Here is a 21,710-nt window from a genome sequence, read left to right on the forward strand (position 1 = left end):
AACTAGTCATTTTCTCTATGACTCTTACTTACAATTTTAAATACCAACTCTTCTTTAGTACCCTTATCATCCGTATTCAGATAAAATCTTAATTTCAATGTATCTTTCGTTGAAGGAGCAATTGTCTCTACTGCTACATTAGTTTTCACTACTCCATCTTTAAAACGTAAGACTCCCTCTTTAAGGTTTGTCAGATCATCACTTACAACATCTTTTTCAAATTCAATAGCTTTTTGATATCCGCTAACTTCATTCTCTCCATAATTTACTTCTGTATTGAATGAGCTTAGAGTGCCATCATAAGCTTCCAATGTAGTAAACACTCGGACCGTAGCATTCATCGGAATAGGATAAAGGATATTACGTCCTATCGATTCACCATTAATTTGAATAGAATCAACCGTTATTAATGGTATACCTCCCATACCATCACTGCATGAGACCATTCCCAAGGCAAGAAATGGGATAATAAGAAATGTATTTTTCATCTCTATAAAATAACATATTTATTTTTGCAAAAATAGATGAAATATTTTAATATCAAAAGAAATACTCGTCTTTTAGTTGGTTATTTGTATCTTTGTAGCTCAAATAATGTATATACAAAATGTTTCAAGAATCTATCAATCAGTATTTAAAAGCCAATAATTATAACTCACTGCACCTGAAATCCGTCCTTTTCGACATGGACGGAGTATTATTCGATTCAATGCCATACCATGCTGATGCATGGCATAAGACAATGGCACATCATGGTCTTAACTTAAGCCGTGAAGAAGCCTATTTACATGAAGGACGTACCGGAGCATCCACTATTAATATTGTATGCAAGCGAGAAAGAGGTTATGAGGCTTCTGAGGATGAAATAAAAACGATCTACGCAGAAAAGAGTGAAGAATTCAATAAAAATCCGGAAGTTCAGCGAATGCCCGGAGCACTAGAAGTATTAACCAAAATAAAACAAGATGGCTTATTCTCAATGGTTGTAACCGGTTCCGGACAACATTCATTGATTAATCGCCTTAATACAAATTTTCCGGGTATATTCACACCAGAATTAATGGTCACAGCATTTGATGTAAAATATGGCAAACCAAACCCTGAACCTTATTTAATGGCTTTAAAGAAAGGTAACCTCAAAGCCAATGAAGCAATTGTGGTAGAAAATGCCCCATTAGGCGTAGAAGCAGGGCACGCTGCCGGCATTTTTACTGTGGCTGTCAATACCGGACCTCTTGATGACAAAGTTTTATTAGCTGCCGGAGCCGATTTATTATTCCCATCCATGCAAGCATTTTGTGATTCGTGGGAAGATTTATTTAAAGAATTAAAAGGATAAAATATCATTTTAATGGACTAAACTAAAGCTATTTAAGCATAAAAATAACAGCAAAGACCATTATAAGTTATAGAAATGACAAAAAAGAAACGTTATTATCACTGAATCAGTATAATAACGTTTTTTCTTCGTGACCCCGGTGGGACTCAAACCCACGACCTTCAGAACCGGAATCTTGAATAAACGCTCAACTAAAATCCTTTATTGTCAACACGATAATAATCTCTTTGAAAATTTATTTAGTCAACAATAAGTCAACACAAAACTTTCAATGCAAAACTAAATATATTTATTGATTTTATCAAGTTATTTTTTATCGAATTTAAGTACACTTTATCTGTTTCTTATGAAATTCGCTGAGATATTCCATAATTCTATTAATCATGAGTTTATGCAAAAAATATAGAATTTTATAATTCAAATATAACACTTATACTCCTAATATAATATTAGCATCAATATTCAACTTTCTACTAATTTCCCGGGCCACTTTCAACGTTGGCTCACATTTACCTGAAATATAATCACTAAGCCGTGAAGGACTGACGCCGATCATTTTTGATAGAGATTTTTGATTAAGTCCCATTTCATACATACGGAGTTTAAGAACATCAACCAAGGTTGGTTCACCGATTGCAAAGTGCTCATCCGAATAATCGGATACAAGATTGGAGATAAGCTCTAGCTCTATACTGTTCGGATCGTTTAAAGGAGTACCATCTTTCACTAAAGGGAGAAGTTCCTCTACTTTTTTTATTGCCCATTCATATTGGGCTTGATTCTCTATTTTTGTCATAACCTTAAATATTAACACAATCTATTTTATCATATTCTTTATGTGTACCGATAAAGCGGACATAAACAAATTTAATCGTAAACTTAATGACTACTACTAAACGATAGTTGTTTCCCCGAATATTAAAAACATAATGTTGATTACCTACATTATCCACACTATTAAATGTTTTCTTTATGTCAGCAAAGCAAGTCCATTTACTTTTCTTCACTATAGATACCCATTCCTGCAAAGCAACTTTTGAATCGGGATTTTTTTCTGCATATTCTTTTAAAAACTGTTCGGTAAATATTCTCATTAATTACTGATTATTCATGATTGTGAGACAAAGGTAAAAATAAAATTTCAATTATCAAAATTATATTCTATATTTCAGTATTTTGTAACTATCCCTCTCCCAACCCTTCAAACTCTTATAAATGAGAAAGAAAAAATAGATATAGAAGAAAGAATTAATATATAATAAATCGGTAGTCAATGCTAAAGACAAACATTACTATCGAAAGCATCCCTGTTTCAACACCGATTATGCAACATCGTCATAGTCACTGAAATGGGGATTTATCATATCTACTTTTCTTCTTATGCAAGGGAGCTTCGGCTCTCTTTTTTTATTCTTTTCTCTTTTTCTCCCTTTCCCTCTTCTTCCTTTTCCTTCCCCCGCTATTTCGTTTCAAAGCCTTATTAATGAGAAAAACAAACAATTAATTAACAATTAAAGAATAAGGAGAAATAACAATGAAAAAAGTAAAATTGATTATTGAAGTAGTAAAATTTATCGGGATGATGGCTCATTTATTAGAAGCCTTTGAGTACATCGAATCTTATATTAAAAGAAGAAAAGTTCAACAAAGAATCAATCCCGTAGGATTCAAAAAAGAAGAGAAATGAATTATACCAAGCTGGAAAGTATATTCATAGTAGTCTTAGAAATGGTATTGGCAGTAGCGAAGAATACAAAGAAGCTACGTGGAATGCTAAAGAAAAAGAGTGCTAAAATTAAAACAGAGTAACAAACAATTAAATCAATAAAATTATGAATGATTTAGTTATTATACCATCACATGACAGGATGGAAACATCAGTCGTAAATGATTGGAAACAAGACGTAGAAGATGCGGTTCTTATTATGGAACAGCCCAAGCGTTCACCATTCATAGAAGCGAACACAACAGAGGTGACATTAGATCACTTAAAAAATGAATGTATCATACCTACCTTCGCAAAAGACAACGAGGTCTGTATATCACATCAGAGTTTCATAGAATCAGTCTATGAAGCGACAAGGGATTTTTATCAAGGGGAAACAATCTGTACCCCAGAGATAAGAACCTCACATATTGTCAAGGGAAGAATACCGGAAGCCATCAATAAAAGAGTGGATCAACTTTTGGAATCAGACAAGACAATGTATTATGAACGTATGATTTTCAATATAGAAGTCCCGAGTATCCGTCAGGACATAAATGGGAATCAACTGAGCTTATCCGTTACAGGCTGTAAAAGCTATGCGAGGGATAATTTAAGCGGGAAGTTAACGGCACAGAAATTCAGTATTGCCGTTGGATTCCTGAATCAGGCTTGTACTAACCAATGTCTATCCACAGACGGGTACAAAGAAGAAGTAAGGGCGACAAGTTCAAGGGATTTATATCAATTCACATTGGACTTGTTTAGTCAATACAATGTAGCAAAACATATTCACCTGATGCAATCTTTAGGGGATACAATACTAAGTGAACACCAATTCTGCCAAATCTTAGGAAGAATGAGACTGTATAACTATTTACCCCAATACCAACAGAGGGAATTACCACGATTACTCATCACTGACAGCCAGATTAATAATGTGGCAAAGCAGTATATATATGACGACAACTTTGCCGGAATGAACGGAGAAATCAATATGTGGAAATTCTATAACCTGATAACGGGGGCAAACAAGAATAGTTATCTTGATACATTTCTAGGGCGTAGCGTAAATGCGACAGAAGTATCATTGGGATTAACGAAAGCATTGAACCATAAGGATGAAGCGTATTCATGGTTTATAGAATGACCTGAAAGAATATGGTTTGTATTATCCGAAGAGGGTATCACTAATAAAACGGTGGTATCCTCTTTTTTTGTGTTCAAAAGGATGATGTGTTCAAATAAATCTGCAAAAGTTGTTTGGATACGCCTTTCTATGTCATCAATTTAATCAAAGAATAATATGAAAGAAAATAAAATCAAGACGGCAGTCACTTATGCCCGTGTATCGTCACAAAACGACAGACAGGACACAGGGCGGCAAATAGAGGACTTGAAGAAATATGCCAAGTCACAGGATATGGAAATCGTGAATATCTACGAGGAGCATATATCAGGTACAAAGAAAATTGAGGAAAGACAGATTTTGGGAGAATGTCTGGAATATTGCAAAAGGGAGTCTGTGAATTTCCTGCTTTTATCGGAACTGAGCAGATTGGGCAGATCCACCCTGCAAGTTCTAAGGTCTTTGGAGATTCTGCATGAAGCGAAGGTATCCGTATATATACAGAACTTGGGACTATATACATTACAACCGAATGGTGAAGTGAATCCGATTGCTTCCATCATGGTAACGGTATTGGCTGAAATGGCAAATATAGAACGAAGTAATATCCAATACCGCTTGAACAGTGGCAGGGCTAACTATATCGCCAAAGGTGGCAGGCTTGGAAGAAGAACAGGCAGTATCAAGACGGAAGAAAAGAAGAAGGAGGAGTACAAAGAAACGATTCTTCTGTTAAGAAAGGGATATAGTGTCAGGAATATAGCCAAGCTGCAAAATATCGGTATCTCAACAGTGCAACGGATAAAAAAGCAATTTATAAATGAAAAATAGGATGACCGGATGCTGACAGGGATACCTATATCAAAAATAAAGGGAACTTCGGTTCTCTTTTTTATTTTTATTACGGCTGGGAACGGGGAAAAGCCTTACATTTGAAGAAAGAAAAAAATAATACTCATAGTGAGTGCCTATTTGGAAAAACAGTTTATCTTTGTAAGGTCAGATGAAAATCCGACAGACATAGGAAGTGTTTTTGGTTCTACTACTTAAACTACCACAATTAAGAAGCAAAGAGAACATCCAAAAGGCACTCACTTTTTTTGTTTCTGTATATGCCCGAAGTATATGCAGCATTGGCTGTTTATATATGACATATCGAAATGGGAGGTGATGTTTTGGTTGAATCTTTGCAGGGTGTGGTAGCCCTAAGTAGTATTTGACCGGATACAAAGCCTCCCTTTTTATGTTTATGCCTGAAGTTAATCCGGAGGGCTTATAAAAGGCTGATAATATGATTTAAATTAAAAAAGTAGAAAAAGTAGTTATTATTATCTCCTGTGGAAATACACGGGATAGCTTTATTAGTATTACCTTTGAAGAAATAATATTCTCATAGAGCATTAGTTGTAAAATAAAAATGCTACATTTGCAGAAGTCTAACAAATAGTTAGATACTTGAAAGCATTTTTGTGATATGTCCGAATCTTAAATTCGCCAAATTTATATTAGGAGGACAGAAGCAACTAATGCTCATTCTATTTTTGTATGTTCGGTCAGCCAACACTGTACCCTTACATATCGAAATCGGCATGAGAATATTGTTTCTTCTTTGTTCATTCCTAGAGGCGTTTGGCGATGCCTGAGATTCGTGAACATGGGCAAACAAGTCTCGTGCCTTTCTTGTATAAAGTCATTAATGTTAAATACACAAACGGCTGACTTTGGAGACTTATAGGCGTATAGGAGAATGAAGTATGGAAGCAGTAGATGTATGGAACAAAGCCCTACAGGGAGCTATGGCTCTGCCTTTTGTTAAAGTTAACAGAGAAGAGTTTATAAGGAAAGAACTTTTCCATTATTGTACACCGGAAGAAATAGAAAAAGCAATTTCTTGTTCCCCAACCGATGTACTAAACAAAAAACAAATCGGTAAGATAGCAAACGGTTGTATCAGTTATCATACAACTTTAGTGTGTGCTACTTCCGGTTTGGCTGGTCTTCCGGGTGGATGGGCTATAGCAGGAACTATTCCGGCTGATATCGCTCAATTTTATGCTCATGTGTTTGCTTTAGCTCAAAAATTACTTTATTTATATGGTTGGCCTGATTTTACAGACAAAGGTGGAAAGCTGGATGATGCAATGGCACAAATACTTACGATATTCACGGGAGTAATGATGGGCTCTACGGAAGCAATAGCAGCAACCAATATGTTAGCCAGATCAGTAGCGGAACAAACAGCCAAAAGACTTGCCAAATTACCATTGACGAGATATGCAATTTATAATGTAGCCAAACAGGTAGGCAAGTGGATTGGCATAAAACTAACAAGAGAAAGTTTCGCTAAATCAGTAGGGAAAGTAATTCCTTTGGTGGGTGCTCCTATTTCAGCCGGACTCACTTATTGGACTTTTAAACCTATGGCTACAAAACTGAAAAGACATCTGGACAAACAATTGGAAGACAAAGATAAATAATCATATAAAATAATGCTTATGAAAAAGATATGCTTTTTATTTTTGATGCTGTTGAATATGTTGTCGGTATCAGCGTATGATTTTAGTGCAGAAAATGATGATGGGGTTACAATCTACTATAATACAATTGATGATAATAGTGTGGAGGTAACTAGAAATAATAACTCCTATTCCGGTTCTGTAGTTATACCTTCCGTAGTTATTTATAATGGTAAAAATTACAATGTTACTTCGATTGGTTATTCTGCTTTCTCCGGTTATAGTGATCTAACCTCAGTAACTATACCAGAGAGTGTGACTTCGATTGGAGATTGGGCTTTCTCCGCTTGTAGTAGTTTAACAGAGATAACCATACCGGAAAGTGTTACTTCGATTGGGAGGAGTGCTTTCGAGAATTGTAGTAGTTTAACCTCAATAATCATACCGGAGAGTGTAACTGCGATTGGTGAACAGGCTTTCTATAATACAGCGTGGTTTAACAATCAATCTAAAGGCATTGTCTATATTAATTCTGTATTGTATAAATATAAAGGAAATATGCCGGGAAACACCCATATCGTAATAAAAGATGGAATTAAATCTATTAGCAATTCTGCTTTCTATGGTTGTAGTAGCTTAACCTCAGTAATTATACCGGAGAGTGTTACAGAAATTGGTCGTTATGCTTTCTCCGGTTGTAGTGATCTAACCTCAATAACTATACCGGAAAGTGTGACTGTGATCGGAGATTATGCTTTCTCCAGTTGTAGTAGCTTAACTGAAATGATATATAATGCAGAAAATTGTAAGACATTAGATACTTATTGGTTAGAAAATGTAGCACTTCAGAAATTAACAATAGGAACAACTGTGAAATCAATTCCTAATAATGCTTTCCGAAATTGTAGTAGCTTAACTTCAATAACCATACCAGAGAGCATTACAGAGATTGGAAGGAGTGCTTTCGAGAATTGTAGTAGTTTAACTGAGATAACCATACCAGAGAGTGTAACTGCGATTGGTGAACAGGCTTTCTATAATACAGCGTGGTTTAACAATCAATCTGAAGGCATTGTCTATATTAATTCTGCATTATATACATATAAAGGAAATATGCAGGAAAATACACATATTGTTATAAAGGATGGGACTAAATTTATTTGTAATGGTGCTTTCCGAAATTGTAGTAGCTTAACCTCAGTAATTATACCAGGAAGTATTACTTCGATTGGGGATTATGCTTTCTCCGGTTGTAGTAGCTTAACTGAAATGATATATAATGCTGAAAAATGTGAAACATTAGGTACTTATTGGTTAGAAAATGTAGCACTTCAGAAATTAACAATAGGAACAACTGTGAAATCAATTCCTAATAATGCTTTCCGAAATTGTAGTAGCTTAACTTCAATAACCATACCAGAGAGCATTACAGAGATTGGAAGGAGTGCTTTCGAGAATTGTAGTAGTTTAACTGAGATAACCATACCAGAGAGTGTTACAGAGATTGGGAGGAGTGCTTTCCGAAATTGTAGTAGCTTAACTTCAATAACCATACCGGAGAGTGTTACTTCGATTGGTCTTTTTGCTTTTCGGGGTTGTAGTAGCTTAACTGAAATGATATATAATGCAGAAAAATGTGAAACATTAGATTATAATTGGTTAGAAAATGTAGCACTTCAGAAATTAACAATAGGAACAACTGTGAAATCAATTCCTAATTCTGCTTTCTCTAGTTGTAGTAGCTTAACTTCAATAACCATAGCAAGAAGTGTGACTGCGATTGGGGATTATGCTTTCTCCGGTTGTAGTAGTTTAAAATCAATAACCATACCGGAGAGTGTTACAGAAATTGGTCGTTCTGCTTTCCAGTATTGTAGTAGTTTAAAATCAATAACCATACCAGGGAGTGTGACTTCGATTGGGGATTATGCTTTCGAGATTTGTAGTAGCTTAACTGAAATGATATACAACGCAGAAAATTGTAAGACATTAGGTACTAATTGGTTAAGAGATGTTCCACTTCAAAAATTAATAATAGGAACAAGCGTGAAATCAATTCCTAATAATGCTTTCGAGAATTGTAGTAGCTTAACTTCAATAACCATACCAGAGAGCATTACAGAGATTGGGAATTATGCTTTCTCCGGTTGTAGTAGCTTAACTGAAATGATATACAACGCAGAAAATTGTAAGACATTAAGTTATAATTGGTTAAGTAATATTCCACTTCAAAAATTAATAATAGGAACAACTGTAAAATCAATTCCTAATTCTGCTTTCCAAGATTGTAGTAGTTTAACAGAGATAACCATACCGGAGAATGTTACTTTGATTGGGGATTATGCTTTCTTGAGGTGTAGTAGTTTGAAAGAATTTATAGTTGACGATTCAAATCGTTATTATACTTCTAAAGATGGTGTACTATTTTCTAAAGATATAACTACTCTTATAACATATCCCAATGCAAAGGCTTCTGTTTATGAGATTCCCAATAGTACCACCTCTATAGGCTCTTCCGCTTTCTGTGCTTGTAGTGATCTAACCTCAATAACTATACCGGAAAGTGTTACTTCGATTGGGAATTATGCTTTCGAGAAGTGTAGTAGCTTAACTGAAATGATATACAACGCAGAAAATTGTAAGACATTAGGTACTAATTGGTTAAGAGATGTTCCACTTCAAAAATTAACAATAGGAACAAGCGTGAAATCAATTCCTAATAATGCTTTCCGAAATTGTAGTAACTTAACATCAATAAATATACCAGAGAGTGTAACTTCGATTGGGGCTCAGGCTTTCGAGAATTGTAGTAACTTAACATCAATAAATATACCGGAGAGTGTGACTTTGATTGGTTATTTTGCTTTCCGAGATTGTAGCAGTTTAACCTCAATAACTATACCAGAAAGCGTTACAGAGATTGGGAATTATGCTTTCTTGTATTGTAGTAGTTTGAAAGAATTTATAGTTGATGATTCAAATCGTTATTATACTTCTAAAGATGGTGTACTATTTTCTAAAGATATAACTACACTTATAACATATCCCAATGCAAAGGCTTCTGTTTATGAAATTCCGGAGAGTGTGACCTCAATTGTTGATTGGGCTTTCTCCGGTTGTAGTGATCTAACCTCAATAACTATACCGGAAAGTGTTACTTCGATTGGGAATTATGCTTTCTTGTATTGTAGCTATTTAAATGATATTTATTGTCGAATCCAAAATCCTTTAAAAATAGACGAATCGGTTTTCAGCAATGTAAATACAACGAGTTGTCACCTTTATGTGCCTTCCGGGTCCTACGAAAGCTACAAGCTGGCTAATGTCTGGAATGGATTCAATATTCAAAAAGAGTATAAAGTTTCAACGACATTTGATGATTCTAAAGGTATAGTCCTTATTAATAATGAGAACATTAACTCACTATATTTTACTGAGTCCGGTAAATCTGTAACGTTCACAATAACTCCTAAATCCGAATATCAGATAGATAGAATACTCTTAAATAATGAAGATGTGACTGATTTATTAGCAGATGGTATATTAACGGTTAATAATATTCAGGATGATAAATCTTTAGAGGTTATTTTCATGGATAAACTATTTGAAATAACAAGTTTATTTAATAACCAACAAGGTTGTGTTCTCATAAATAATGAAGATGTAGTTTCTACTTATATACCTATCGGAAAGACCGTTACATTCACAATAATTCCTAAATTGGGTTATCAGGTCGATAAAGTCCTTTTAAATAACGAGAATGTAACTGATCTATTGGTAGATGGAACACTAACAGTTAAAAGTACTTTGGATGATATCTCATTAGAGGTAATTTTCACAGAAAAACTATTTGAAGTAACAAGTTCATTTGATTTGACACAAGGTAGTGTTCTTATTAATGACGAAAATGTTACGTCTACTAACATCCAAGAAGGAAAAACTATTTTATTCACGATAACTGCTAAATTGGGTTATCAGATAGATAAAGTGATTTTAAATAATGAAGATGTAACTGATCTATTGGTAGATGGTATATTAACGGTTAATAATATTCAAGAAGATAAATCACTAGAAGTAATTTTCATAGAAAAACTATTTGAAGTAACAAGTTCATTTAATTCTACACAAGGTTATGTTCTCATAAATAATGAAAATATTACTTCTACTAATATTCAAGAAGGAAAATCTCTGATCATAAAAGTGTCAGCATCCTTGGGTTATCAACTTGATAAACTCCTTATTAATAATAATGAGGTAGAATTAACGGATGGAACTTTCATTATCGATAAAGTTCTAGAAAATATTATTATCAAAGCTACTTTCAAGGAAAAACTATTTGTCGTTACCACTATTATAGATGAAAAACAAGGCAGTATTCTTATAAATAATGAAAATGTTACGTCTGCTAACATTCAAGAAGGAAAGTCCGTTACATTCACGGTAACTGCTAAATTGGGATACCGACTTGATAAAGTACTTTTGAATGAGAAAGATGTCACCGAATCATTAGTTAATGGAGAATTGGTTGTTGAAAATGTGACAAAAGACCAGTTTCTTGAAGTGATCTTCATAAAAAAAACGTTCATAGTTACGACAACATTCAATTCTACACAAGGCTCTGTACTTATTAACGGAGAAAATATTACCTCCACTAATATCCAAGAAGGAAAATCTGTCACATTCACTATTCTTCCGGGTATAGGATACAGAATAGAAAAAATACTTCTGAATGATAAAGATGTTACTTCGTTACTGTCAAATAACGCATTGACTGTAGAAAGTATTGAAGGCAACCAATTCCTAAAAGTGATATTCAACCTGTCAATGTTTAATGTAACGACATCATTTAATAAAGAAGGAGGTTCTGTTCTTATAAATGGGAAAGATGTAACTTCCACTGCAATACAAGACGGTGGGATTGTAGAATTTACCATTACTCCGAAAGAGAATTACCTCATTGATAAGATTCTTTTCAATGGTGATGATATAACGGATGAATTGGTCAACGGTACGCTTATTGTTAAGACCATAACAGAAAATTCCACTCTGGAAGTTGTATTCCGGAAAAGAACGGATATATATGAGATAAATCTGTCTTATGATAAGACACAAGGTTCCGTACTTATAAACGGTTTGGAAATTTCTTCTACTGATATTCAGGAAGGCAAAAGTGTTGAGTTCTCAATAATCCCCAATGAGGGTTACATAATAGATATTGTCAAACTGAATGATAGGGATATTACCAAAGAAATCATAAACGGCAAATATACCATTGAAGCAATCCAAAACGATGTAAATATGGAAGTGACTTTCAAGGAAACGGTTAATTCTATCGGAGGCATTGATTATAATGATATAAAGGTCTATACTGAATATCATTCCATCTGTATTGACAGTAACGGGCAAAAGATCACTGCATATATCTTCAATTCAAACGGGTTATCAGTTTATTCCGGTGAGATTGTAGGAGAAGAAAAGGTTTCTGTTTTGGAAGGTGTCTATATGGTGAAGGTTGGTAATAAGACAACTAAAGTGATGGTGAGATAAGTAACATTTAGTTTTATATTAAGAAGCGAGGTATCATTAAATTGGTATCTCGTTTTTTTATTCCCTTTTAAAAAATGCCAAAACTCTCCTCAAAACCCTTCAAGTTCCTAATAATGAAATCAAATTAAATTTTAATAACTATGGATTCAACAACTATTTTATGGTATTCACTGAACAAAGATTGCGGTGAGATACCTAAAGCTCCGGTAGAATCAGGGAATAAAGAACCTGTACCCAAAGAGCTATTGATTGAGGAGTTTTCCGATGATATAAGAGCATTATCACAGAAATTTCCTTTACTGAACTCTGTATTGACGGCAGACAGGAATGAAGAAGGTATGACACTGGAAATAAGCCTGAAAGAAATCTTCGCCTTATGCCCCAGAAACAGACAGAGAATTGACAGGTATTCCAAGCTCCAAGAATACCTCAGAAACAAATTTGGAGTTAAACTGATTATTAAATTACAAAAAAATAGATTACTATGAAACTAAAAAGATTTTCTAGAGACAGAAAAGAAGAATTAAGAGAAACCGATAATGAAAGTTTTATTGATGAAAATGGAGTCTTGCATGCCAGAAGAGCCAAAATAAGTATGCAAGATTTCGCTATGATTGCCCATTTTGAGATGGACGTAATGAAGCGTTATTACACAGGGGATATAAAAGATGTGGATTATTCCATTGTCGAGGTTTTAATGGATGGATTATCGAATATTCCGGTTAGACATAGGGTAAGCAGCTTCGATAATGCACTTTTTATTGAAATAAAATATTCCCCCGACCAATTTTATGTGGATGATTATATACCGATAGAATTGGCGGCACATATTTTAAGCCTTACAACGGATGAAATCATAAGCTGGGCTACAGATGACAACAGATTATTCAGGGATGACAACGATTGCCTGTTTGTTGAGGTTAAATGGCTGATGGATATATATCAGGCTATGTTATGTGCCAGTGGAAATCAGGTAAAAGTAAGCTTCAGGACAGATAAGTCGGGAGAAATAGCAATCATAATCGAAAGGGAATTGAAATAATATGGAAAAGAAACTATTTGTAATGTCGAAGATATATGACTTATCGACAAAGACAGTCAGTGAAATTAAGGATGCGGTTCAGAAAGACTTGGATATATATTCCGGTGGCGGTATCCGGTTTGAATTAAAAGAAGTATCAGGGAGAACACTTGAAATAACATTCGAGAGGAAGTACAAGGACGGAGAAATTGATTGGCTGAATTATGACCCGAAAATGATTTATAATGTGGATACCAATATCATAACAGGACACGGATATAACGGTTTTAGAATTCCCGTCTATTGGGGAGGTGTGCCTTATGGTTATCCATATTTTATGCCAAAAAAGGAATTCATAAGGTGTTATAAGGAATCGGCTGTTCTACTTGGGATTGATAAACCGAAAAATGTGAAGGTTACGGTTTCAGAGGATAGGATTGTTATGGAGATGAAATTTTAGGGAAATGAAAGAGAAAGAAGGTAGCTGTAAAAGGCTATCTTTCTTTTATTTTTTGAGGTAATTAAGCCTCTGATTTACCGAGTATTGAAATGACTATCTAAATGTACAGATACTACTTAATTTACAAAAACAAAGTACTATTTATATTCCTACCGACAAAAGAACTATTATCTTCCCTCTGTTGATTATCATCGTTTTATAGTTTCTTCCATTTGGAAATCCACAGGATTTAGTACACAACTATGTTTTATCGTTTTGCTTGCTATAAGAACAATTCTTTATTAAAATATCTCGTTATTTATATATCGCCTAGGATTCTCCTAATAGAGTTACCATGCTGATATTAAAAACTTTATATTTTAGCTTCAAGCATATCCCATGATTTATCCCACTAAATTTCTACGTGCTTTTGCGGTAGTTTGCTCATGGAGAATACTGAGACCTTTTCTCCAAATATGCTACTATGTAATACATAAAAAACGCAGTCTTTTATTAGACTGCGTTAAAATAATCTCGCTCAAGATTGTTTTAAAGGTTCTGCAAGCAGAATAAGAATAAACTTGTGTGTGAAGTCATTTCGAGCGGGTTTATTCTATATTTTATGAGTACACCTCTTGACATATTTTAGCATTTAGCTCTTTTTCTAAATTAATCTTATCCCATTTTGTAAACCAATACTTCTGATTCTTTTGAAAACCTATGATGTCAGTTTGAATTGCATCATCTAGGATACCGTACAAAGATAGTAGATTTTTCTTATATGCACTTACTATATAAGGGCATGACAACAAATCAAATAGCAAAATTGTAAGTTCTGCACTCTTCCTTCGCTTTGCTTCATCTATATTTTCTATTTTTAATGTTGTGTATGAAAGCAATGCTTCTTTTATACGCTGATATTGAATGTCATTACCAACATAATAAAATAATACTAATATGGAAAAACAGTTTAAGTGATTCTTAAATAAAAAATCACTAGTTTTTTTGTCTTTGGCACAATTAAAATAATCACAAAGTACAGGTTCTGTAAGTTGATATTCTTTTCCAAGCTCTTTCAAGACAATCAATAGATACAACGTTTCTACTTGTACATGTTCAACAAATTTGTTTTTTTCTAAAATCAATCGAATTTCATCTTGAATCTTTTTCAAAACTAAGTCACGATTAACTCTTTGGAACCTCAAAACCTTTGATTTTTTAAAATTATAACTTCCTTTATAGTAGTTGATTATAGTTGTGAGTATTACTGTCAATTTAATCGTAGAATTTACTTTGGGGTAAACCGTATAAAGAAAGAAGATGAAATCTAAAACATTGAGAATAAACATTGTTAGCCGTTTTTCCAAGTTATATTTTTTGCGACATTCTTTTTCATCAAATTTCCCTTCTTTTTCCAACTCAGCATATTGCTTATACTTCAAATCAAACTTCTTGAAAACCCCTTCTATCTTTCTAGAAATAACAGCCAATGTATAATTCAGTACATCTTTGTATTCAACTTCTGTTTCTTTGAGAATAGTTTTAAATTTTGCTGATAGTTTATTGGGATTAAGGTAAATCGTAAATTTATCAGCAATTCTTTCGAATGGATTTTCTTCTTCGTACCCTTCTTCTAATTCTTCATCTTCTTTTTCTGCTTCATCTATTCTAAATTTTATATTATCATCAATTAAGTCAACTATCTTCAACTTCGCCATAGTTAACTCAGTGATAATAGGCTTATTGTACGATTTAGTCTTTGATTCACTAATCCACATCTTAAATTCACGAAGCTCCAGTTTAAAAGATTTTAGAATTTCATCTTTAATATTATCATCATTATAAAATAAAAAATAGTCATCAACATAACGATAACACTCATAATCTCTTCTAAGTACTAGCCCCTGTTTTAAAAGGTAGTCCTCAACGTTCTTATCTACCTGCTGTAAGATAAGTTCTGCGAATATTCTTGAAAATTCAGGACCAATCAAAATACCATTAGTTTCCCCATAATTTATGTTTTGCATGAACTCATCAAATTTTCCAGCAAAGGTACTTTCAGATAATGGAATATTGTCTTTCACCATTTCCTTATTTAATAAGCCCCAAGGAAGAGAATGTGTATAGATACTATCGAAACATTTGGAAATATCAAAACGTATTAATTTATCATATTTTTTTTCAGCTCTTTGGTAACGGTAGTCTTCATAAAAACGAAAAATATTTGTATATTTCTTATAGGTAAAAAAAGTTTTTAAATGTTCATACTCATTTATATTCACTTCTATACTATCATCTTTCAATCCTGATTTTTGCTTGTGTAACTTGTCATTAAAGAAGATGTATTTTGCAACGTCTGATGGTCGTCTAATGGAAAAACGGCTAATATTGCAATAATACAATATCAATTCTTTATACTTTTCATAAAATTCAATAATGTCAATCTGATTTTTAGGGTGAATAACTGCTAACTCTCGAAATTCTTTCTCTTTATGGGTGATCTTGTATATAAATGGTATCCTCCGCCGATTCTTATTCAAATCAAAACTACTATTTTGAATAGGTTCATTCGGTTTACAACCAAACAATAGTTTGATTATGTGAAGTAAAGTGTCTTTTTTCTTTTCTGTTAATCCTTTTTTATTATCATTCCAATAAATTTTATTATCTCGAATCTCTACCCCATAACAAACCAAGAATCGATAAAAATAACGGTTTGAAAAAATAATAGGAATTTCAAACGGAAGGACATCGGATAAAACAACTCTTTCCTTTTTGTATTTTAATCGTATTTTTCTTTTATATCGTTTCATCAGCCCAAATTTTTTTCAAGGTTTTCAACTCTTTAATTTTGAATTTATGGAATCTCTTATCTTCGAAGCCTTTTTGGAATGAAAAACTTTGCTTAATTTGGCTTCTAAGTTTTTCAATATCAAAGAGTAATTTTTTATAAGGAACTAAGTTACGATGTACCATTCCTGTTAAAAAGCCATCTAAAGATTTCAAATCTTTTAAGCCATCTTTTTTCTCTTTATCAAGTAAACTGTTTGAGAAATAAACGCCAACCTTAACGCCATTTTTGCTATTGATTAGGTTAGTATTCCCAGTGAGCATTCTTAGACAGTCAAATAATATTTTTCGTGCTCTACGCTCGTCATACTTACTCTCCTCATTATATGTATCAAATGATAATTTGATACGTGATTTATATTTGTCAATTTTGCTATCTGACAAATTTACAGATAATCGATAGTCAATAGGGTTTTCATCTGCTTTATGTTTAATCCCCTGCGTATTAAACTTATATCCAAGATAGTTTATGCTACTATTAAAACCCTCAATTTTGTTAAGCATATCGACTAATTGTGTTTTAGCATCTGTCTTAGGTTTTAATTCCAATCCTGAACTTGTTATAATTTTATCGACTTTCTCAAAGTAGTTTGTACCACTACTCTTTGTGTTTGGAGTAAAGATGATAAATATATCATCAACATATCGGGCGTAAAAGGTTACATTTTCAAGTGATTTGATTTTATTATCAATATCACGCATATAAAGTTCTGTAAGATATGCGCTTATTCCGATACCTCTTGGTACTCCTTTTTTTGCTTCAAATTCTCTTGAGTCTTTTTTAGCCTCATACTCTTCAATAATTTCTGCAATAAATTTCTTTGACTGATAATTCAGTAATGTGTTTTGTTCTATCTTTTCTAAAAGTCCTACTTGTGGAATACTCTCGTAAAAACTTTTAATATCAGTTCTAATTATGTATTTTGGGAAATTATCGCTTAACAATAGTTTGATTTGCTTTAAAATGCTGTATCTGTCTGCTTGTTTTACTTTAAAAGTTTTTCTGATATTATATTGTAATTGTTTAATGGCATAAAACACTTCTAAACTATCTCCTAATTTATATACAGGTTTTCCTTCACGCTTTTCAACGTTTATAGCAAATCTAAAGTTATCATTATTAACATTTGTACTAATATCTTTAACCTGTTCATACAGAATATCATCTTTCTTTTTCTTACAATCTTTTATTTTGTTATTTTTTTCATCCTTAAATGATTGATATTCTTCCTTTGTTATTGTGCCATCCTTTCGTTCTTTTGATTTCTCCTTGATTTCAGTCTTTAAAGATTTAATATCCTTTATTAAATCAATATATTGCGCAGGAAACATCGCCTTTTGGAGATTTCCTTTACGATTCTCAATATGGAATATATTACGAAAATTTTCAGCTGAGAATGATTGGTCAAGCATAATAGTAAATTATTTTAGAGTTGAAACAAGCAAATTTTTCATATCCATATTCAACATTTTGGCAATAACAAATAATGTTTTAACGATGGTTGAGATGCGTTTGCACACCAATGGGAAATAGTAACTTCGTTGTTCTCAAAAGTTTCTGTGAGCCATTTGCCTATTTTCATCCTCTCCACAAGTACTACTTTCAATTTGTTTAACTCCATTCGCTAATCATTGATGTATTATACAAAGATATTGATTTAAGTTGATTTTCCTAATATATGTTATCTTTTTAGTTTTCAGCAGAGATAGGCTTTCAGGATGTTATTAAACTCTTATTATCTTTTTCTCCTCTTCAAACGACTGAGAAACTATGAGCGCAAAATAACAGAAAAGCCTGGAAAACATTTTTTTGTATATTAGTTTTTATCAAAATTTCTAATGCTATGACTCATGCCCTTTATGAACCGAATGACAGGAATCGGCAATACTAAAAGCTTTGCGTTATCATCCATAGAACAAATATCGTCAATAAGCATCACCGTCGTCATTATTGCTAAGCGTGTTAATGGATCTGTATATTCTTTGGATAACGTTTTTCCTCTAATTTTGTCAAATTCTTCTATTGCATAATAATTAGAATGTGTATGAATTGATGTGTATTTGTACATGTTAATAAATGCTCTTGTATTGAATACATGCGAAATTAATGCAGTAATACTCAACGGTGTGATTTCTTTGTTTGAAAAAAGAAACCTCCAACGATAATGTTTCTTTGCTGGATTATATATCTTATTTAGTTGATTTTTCTCAATAGACTTATAAAACTTACATGATTCAAATTCCGATATCGTATTATTGAGAATATGTTTATCACTTTCTATAATTGTTTTTGCTCTCGCAAAATCATCTTCATTAACAATGAACCTACTTTTCTCCGTTAATCCATCTATTTTCCAAAGTAAAAAACGAAATTCTTTTTCCTCATGGATGGAAGGTTCCACGAAAAGATGATGAAAAGTTGCATATGTTTCCATTATAGCTCTAAAAGTCGTGTTTACTGTAAATAAATCATAACCATTCATTCTAATTTGTTCTCCTGATTTACGATGTTCAATTATACCACTCGACAAATGAAAAAATGATGATGAATGAATTGCAAATTTGTCTATCAAAAGGCTTGAATAGCTCGTCCATCCCTCTTTATATGTTTTCTTTAGCTCCGTATAAACTTCTGTTAGAGTACCTCTTAATAAATAGTCGTATAATTCTAATGGGCATTCTGTAAAAAGAGTTTCCACTAATTTCGCTGGGTCGATATTCTTATAATCCATAACATATTCTATTTTGCACACAAAGATACATAGATATGTCTGTAACCTTTTTGAGTATCTAAAATTATTTATAAGATTTTTGTATTCTCTTTTTTTCTTAGGTTTCAGCTATTGCTGATGATTTGCAGGATTATTATCTGTGCCGATAGGAGCATGGGAAATAAAGAGGATAACCCGCCTTCACTTATTTGTTGTTATGTTTACATACTGATTTGATGTTGTATTGAAGTATCAAAAGCTACTTTAAATTGGTATTTGTAGTCTATCTGTTACAAGAGTTATAAGTACATACCCAATAAAACTCAAATTTAATCAAAATCTCAAACTGGGTGGAGTAAAAACGGCTATATTTGTACATTAAAAAGATTATAAAATAAAATTTATACAATTTTCTAGACAATAGAAAGACAATACTAATCATGTTAACAGATAAAGATTTAGAAATAAGTAATATTAAAGGCATGTCAGAGGCTTTCAATCGGCGTATATATAAATACATTGGATATGAGGACGCAATGAAATATATATTAATTAACAAAAACACATTAAAATTCTCTTCTCCTGATGATTTTAATGACCCCTTTGATTGCTATGAAGGCTTTGTAAACTTTTCAAATGTGCCGCCCTATGCAATATTTGATGATACTGCAAATAGATTGTTGGATAAATCTATTGCAAAGGAAATTTCTTTAAGGACAAAGCAAATTCTGAATAACAAGAAAGCAAGAGCAAATTTCTTTAAAGAACAAAAGAAAGATTATAGGGTTTCTTGTTTTTCTAAAACTTATGATGAAGTATTAATGTGGTCACATTACGCAAGTAAGCATACAGGAGTTTGTATTGGATTTGAATTTCCAACAGAACCATTGCCAAAAGATTTTATAGTTTTCCCTGTCCTCTATAAGGATAATGTACAGCCTTTTGATGTTTATGCTAATCCTTATAGAATAATCCTACACTGGATAACTACAAAATCCCATCATTGGAAATACGAAGAAGAAGTGAGAGCTGTAATAAAAAGTAATTCGAAGAAACTACTTCATGATGGTACTAATTATTATTACGAAATTGAAAAAGATTGGATAAAAGAAATCGTTTTTGGGTGTAAAGTAAGTGATAAAGCTGTAGAAAAAACAATAAGGCTGATACGAAAAAATGGATTCAAGAACATGTTGATAAAAAGAATGTTTATTAACCCTGATAATTTTTCACTTGAAGAAACTATTATTGCAGATATTCAGAACTATAAAAACATAGTGAAGTGAAATATGTGATTCCTGCTTCCGTTCAACTGCCAAAAGTTCTTTTCGTTGGGCTTTCACCCATTTTGGTAACTGAGAAGCTGCGAGCAAAATATAACTGAAGTAGGACAAAAAATAATTATTAGCACAACATAAATAAAAAATTTATCAATTTGATCCTGGTCTTCGCTTCTTCTTTCTCTTGAGTTTTGGAGATTGTTGTTCGTCCATTGGATTAATATCCTAAGACGATGGCAGGATTGAAAATAGAGAAAATAATCCTAAATTGATCGGACTGGAATCATATCTGTTTTCAAAATTACTTAAAAGTTTTTTTATGTTTGTTTGCAATTATGTTGGTTGGCTTATCAGCGTATCTGTCTGTTTGCACATCAGCAGTTTTTTCTTTTCACTAGCAAAATTTTGTTCAGGAACAATCAATTCCCCTTCCCACATCTGCAATCTATTCTTTAGCAAATATATTGAAGTTGTTAGTATATCAGAATAAAAGCTTGTATCATAACATTGTTGCTATCTGATTTTCCAAAGCTTTCTTGATAAAGGCATTAATAGAAACTCCTGCCTGTTTAGCTAATGTGGCTACTTCCGGAGAAATACGGATATTAAGATCGGAGTTTATATAGGTTTATCTCTCTTTTCAGTAATGAAATATCCCAGATTATATCAAGAAGGTTGGCTGACTGATTAATTCCATTACTTTGTATAGTGGTATCTCATTGAGAATACATAAACTTCAATTGTGTCTTCATGGACAGAGTAGATTATCCTATGCTCTGAATTAATACGCCTAGACCATTTGCCGGACAGCTCATATTTCAAAGCTTCCGGTTTTCCGATACCTGTATAGGGGTGTTCTGAAATATCCTTAAGTAAAGCCGTTATTTTATTTATGACAGCCTTGTTTCCCGTCTTCTTCCAATACTCCAAATCTATCTTAGCCTGTTCAAGAAGTTTTATTTCCATAGATCATCAATCTCAATAGGAGTACCGCCACCATTCTTTATTTCTTCGTCACCTTTTCTGATAATATCCATCATGGCAGGAGATTTCATGATATATTCGGTTTCTTTAATGGAATTGTATTCTTCCAAAGAAATCACTACCACACTCTCGTTGCCGGATCGATGTACAATCAGAGGTTCACTATCATTTATAACCCCGTCCAAGTAGCTTTTGAGGTTATTTCTCAGTTCCGAATAATTTGTCGTTCTCATAATTCATTTATTTGGT

At 32.9% G+C, this 21,710-nt stretch carries 20 protein-coding genes; 11 read left to right on the forward strand and 9 right to left on the reverse strand.

Annotated features, from left to right (window positions below):
- Positions 1–2: 2 nt before the first annotated feature.
- The gene (locus tag DXB63_RS04395; protein ID WP_122125179.1) at positions 3–488 is read right to left on the reverse strand and encodes a DUF5035 family protein; all 486 of its coding nucleotides are present in this window, start codon (positions 486–488) and stop codon (positions 3–5) included.
- 119 nt (positions 489–607) lie between these two features.
- Between DXB63_RS04395 and DXB63_RS04400 the strand changes: the two genes are divergently transcribed.
- Complete coding sequence (locus DXB63_RS04400) at positions 608–1,339, forward strand: HAD family hydrolase (protein ID WP_122125180.1); 732 nt, start codon at positions 608–610, stop codon at positions 1,337–1,339.
- Positions 1,340–1,769: 430 nt separating this feature from the next.
- On the opposite strand, the gene DXB63_RS04405 is transcribed toward DXB63_RS04400, so the two are convergent.
- The gene (locus tag DXB63_RS04405) at positions 1,770–2,135 is read right to left on the reverse strand and encodes a type II toxin-antitoxin system HigA family antitoxin (protein WP_122125257.1); all 366 of its coding nucleotides are present in this window, start codon (positions 2,133–2,135) and stop codon (positions 1,770–1,772) included.
- Between the two features lie 4 nt (positions 2,136–2,139).
- Positions 2,140–2,433 (reverse strand): type II toxin-antitoxin system HigB family toxin, encoded by a 294-nt coding sequence (locus DXB63_RS04410; protein ID WP_122125181.1) that lies wholly within the window; start codon positions 2,431–2,433, stop codon positions 2,140–2,142.
- A 440-nt stretch (positions 2,434–2,873) separates the two neighbouring features.
- Between DXB63_RS04410 and DXB63_RS18085 the strand changes: the two genes are divergently transcribed.
- The 9 genes from DXB63_RS18085 (at position 2,874) to DXB63_RS04445 (ending at position 13,657) form a co-directional block, all read left to right on the forward strand.
- Positions 2,874–3,026: a hypothetical protein gene (locus DXB63_RS18085; protein WP_199604162.1), complete on the forward strand. Its 153-nt coding sequence runs from the start codon at positions 2,874–2,876 to the stop codon at positions 3,024–3,026.
- Complete coding sequence (locus DXB63_RS18350; protein ID WP_255419992.1) at positions 3,023–3,148, forward strand: hypothetical protein; 126 nt, start codon at positions 3,023–3,025, stop codon at positions 3,146–3,148. Before DXB63_RS18085 ends, DXB63_RS18350 begins: the two co-directional genes overlap by 4 nt.
- Positions 3,149–3,171: 23 nt before the next feature.
- Positions 3,172–4,194: a DUF3871 family protein gene (locus DXB63_RS04415; protein ID WP_122125182.1), complete on the forward strand. Its 1,023-nt coding sequence runs from the start codon at positions 3,172–3,174 to the stop codon at positions 4,192–4,194.
- Positions 4,195–4,365: 171 nt separating this feature from the next.
- Positions 4,366–5,004, forward strand: a complete 639-nt coding sequence (locus DXB63_RS04420) for a recombinase family protein (protein WP_122125258.1) — start codon at positions 4,366–4,368, stop codon at positions 5,002–5,004.
- Positions 5,005–5,927: 923 nt separating this feature from the next.
- The gene (locus DXB63_RS04425; protein WP_122125183.1) at positions 5,928–6,650 is read left to right on the forward strand and encodes a hypothetical protein; all 723 of its coding nucleotides are present in this window, start codon (positions 5,928–5,930) and stop codon (positions 6,648–6,650) included.
- 18 nt (positions 6,651–6,668) lie between these two features.
- On the forward strand, positions 6,669–12,176 hold the full coding sequence (locus DXB63_RS04430) for a leucine-rich repeat domain-containing protein (protein ID WP_158563637.1): 5,508 nt from the start codon (positions 6,669–6,671) through the stop codon (positions 12,174–12,176).
- Positions 12,177–12,316: 140 nt separating this feature from the next.
- The gene (locus DXB63_RS04435) at positions 12,317–12,664 is read left to right on the forward strand and encodes a hypothetical protein (protein WP_122125185.1); all 348 of its coding nucleotides are present in this window, start codon (positions 12,317–12,319) and stop codon (positions 12,662–12,664) included.
- Positions 12,661–13,218 (forward strand): hypothetical protein, encoded by a 558-nt coding sequence (locus DXB63_RS04440; RefSeq protein ID WP_122125186.1) that lies wholly within the window; start codon positions 12,661–12,663, stop codon positions 13,216–13,218. The genes DXB63_RS04435 and DXB63_RS04440 overlap by 4 nt, the downstream gene beginning before the upstream one ends.
- A 1-nt stretch (position 13,219) precedes the next feature.
- On the forward strand, positions 13,220–13,657 hold the full coding sequence (locus DXB63_RS04445; RefSeq protein WP_122125187.1) for a hypothetical protein: 438 nt from the start codon (positions 13,220–13,222) through the stop codon (positions 13,655–13,657).
- A gap of 599 nt (positions 13,658–14,256) precedes the next feature.
- Here DXB63_RS04445 and drt3b read toward each other — a convergent pair.
- The 3 genes from drt3b to DXB63_RS04465 form a co-directional block, all read right to left on the reverse strand.
- Positions 14,257–16,449 carry an antiviral reverse transcriptase Drt3b gene (gene drt3b / locus DXB63_RS04450; RefSeq protein WP_122125188.1) on the reverse strand — a complete coding sequence of 731 codons (2,193 nt, stop codon included), beginning with the start codon at positions 16,447–16,449 and terminating at the stop codon, positions 14,257–14,259.
- Positions 16,436–17,899, reverse strand: coding sequence for an antiviral reverse transcriptase Drt3a (drt3a, locus tag DXB63_RS04455; RefSeq protein WP_122125189.1), 1,464 nt, complete (start codon positions 17,897–17,899; stop codon positions 16,436–16,438). Before drt3a ends, drt3b begins: the two co-directional genes overlap by 14 nt.
- A gap of 404 nt (positions 17,900–18,303) precedes the next feature.
- Positions 18,304–19,218 carry a hypothetical protein gene (locus tag DXB63_RS04465; protein ID WP_122125190.1) on the reverse strand — a complete coding sequence of 305 codons (915 nt, stop codon included), beginning with the start codon at positions 19,216–19,218 and terminating at the stop codon, positions 18,304–18,306.
- Positions 19,219–19,637: 419 nt separating this feature from the next.
- On the opposite strand from DXB63_RS04465, the gene DXB63_RS04470 reads away from it, so the two are divergent.
- Positions 19,638–20,483, forward strand: a complete 846-nt coding sequence (locus DXB63_RS04470) for a DUF2971 domain-containing protein (RefSeq protein WP_122125191.1) — start codon at positions 19,638–19,640, stop codon at positions 20,481–20,483.
- A 493-nt stretch (positions 20,484–20,976) separates the two neighbouring features.
- On the opposite strand, the gene DXB63_RS04475 is transcribed toward DXB63_RS04470, so the two are convergent.
- The 3 genes from DXB63_RS04475 to DXB63_RS04485 form a co-directional block, all read right to left on the reverse strand.
- A complete protein-coding gene (locus DXB63_RS04475) occupies positions 20,977–21,099 on the reverse strand; it encodes a toxin-antitoxin system HicB family antitoxin (RefSeq protein ID WP_122125259.1) in 123 nt (40 codons plus the stop codon).
- 74 nt (positions 21,100–21,173) lie between these two features.
- Positions 21,174–21,443: a Txe/YoeB family addiction module toxin gene (locus DXB63_RS04480; protein WP_122125192.1), complete on the reverse strand. Its 270-nt coding sequence runs from the start codon at positions 21,441–21,443 to the stop codon at positions 21,174–21,176.
- A complete protein-coding gene (locus DXB63_RS04485) occupies positions 21,434–21,694 on the reverse strand; it encodes a type II toxin-antitoxin system Phd/YefM family antitoxin (RefSeq protein WP_122125193.1) in 261 nt (86 codons plus the stop codon). The genes DXB63_RS04480 and DXB63_RS04485 overlap by 10 nt, the downstream gene beginning before the upstream one ends.
- Positions 21,695–21,710 lie beyond the last annotated feature (16 nt).

The organism is Bacteroides sp. OM05-12 (assembly GCF_003438995.1).
Classification (GTDB): domain Bacteria; phylum Bacteroidota; class Bacteroidia; order Bacteroidales; family Bacteroidaceae; genus Bacteroides.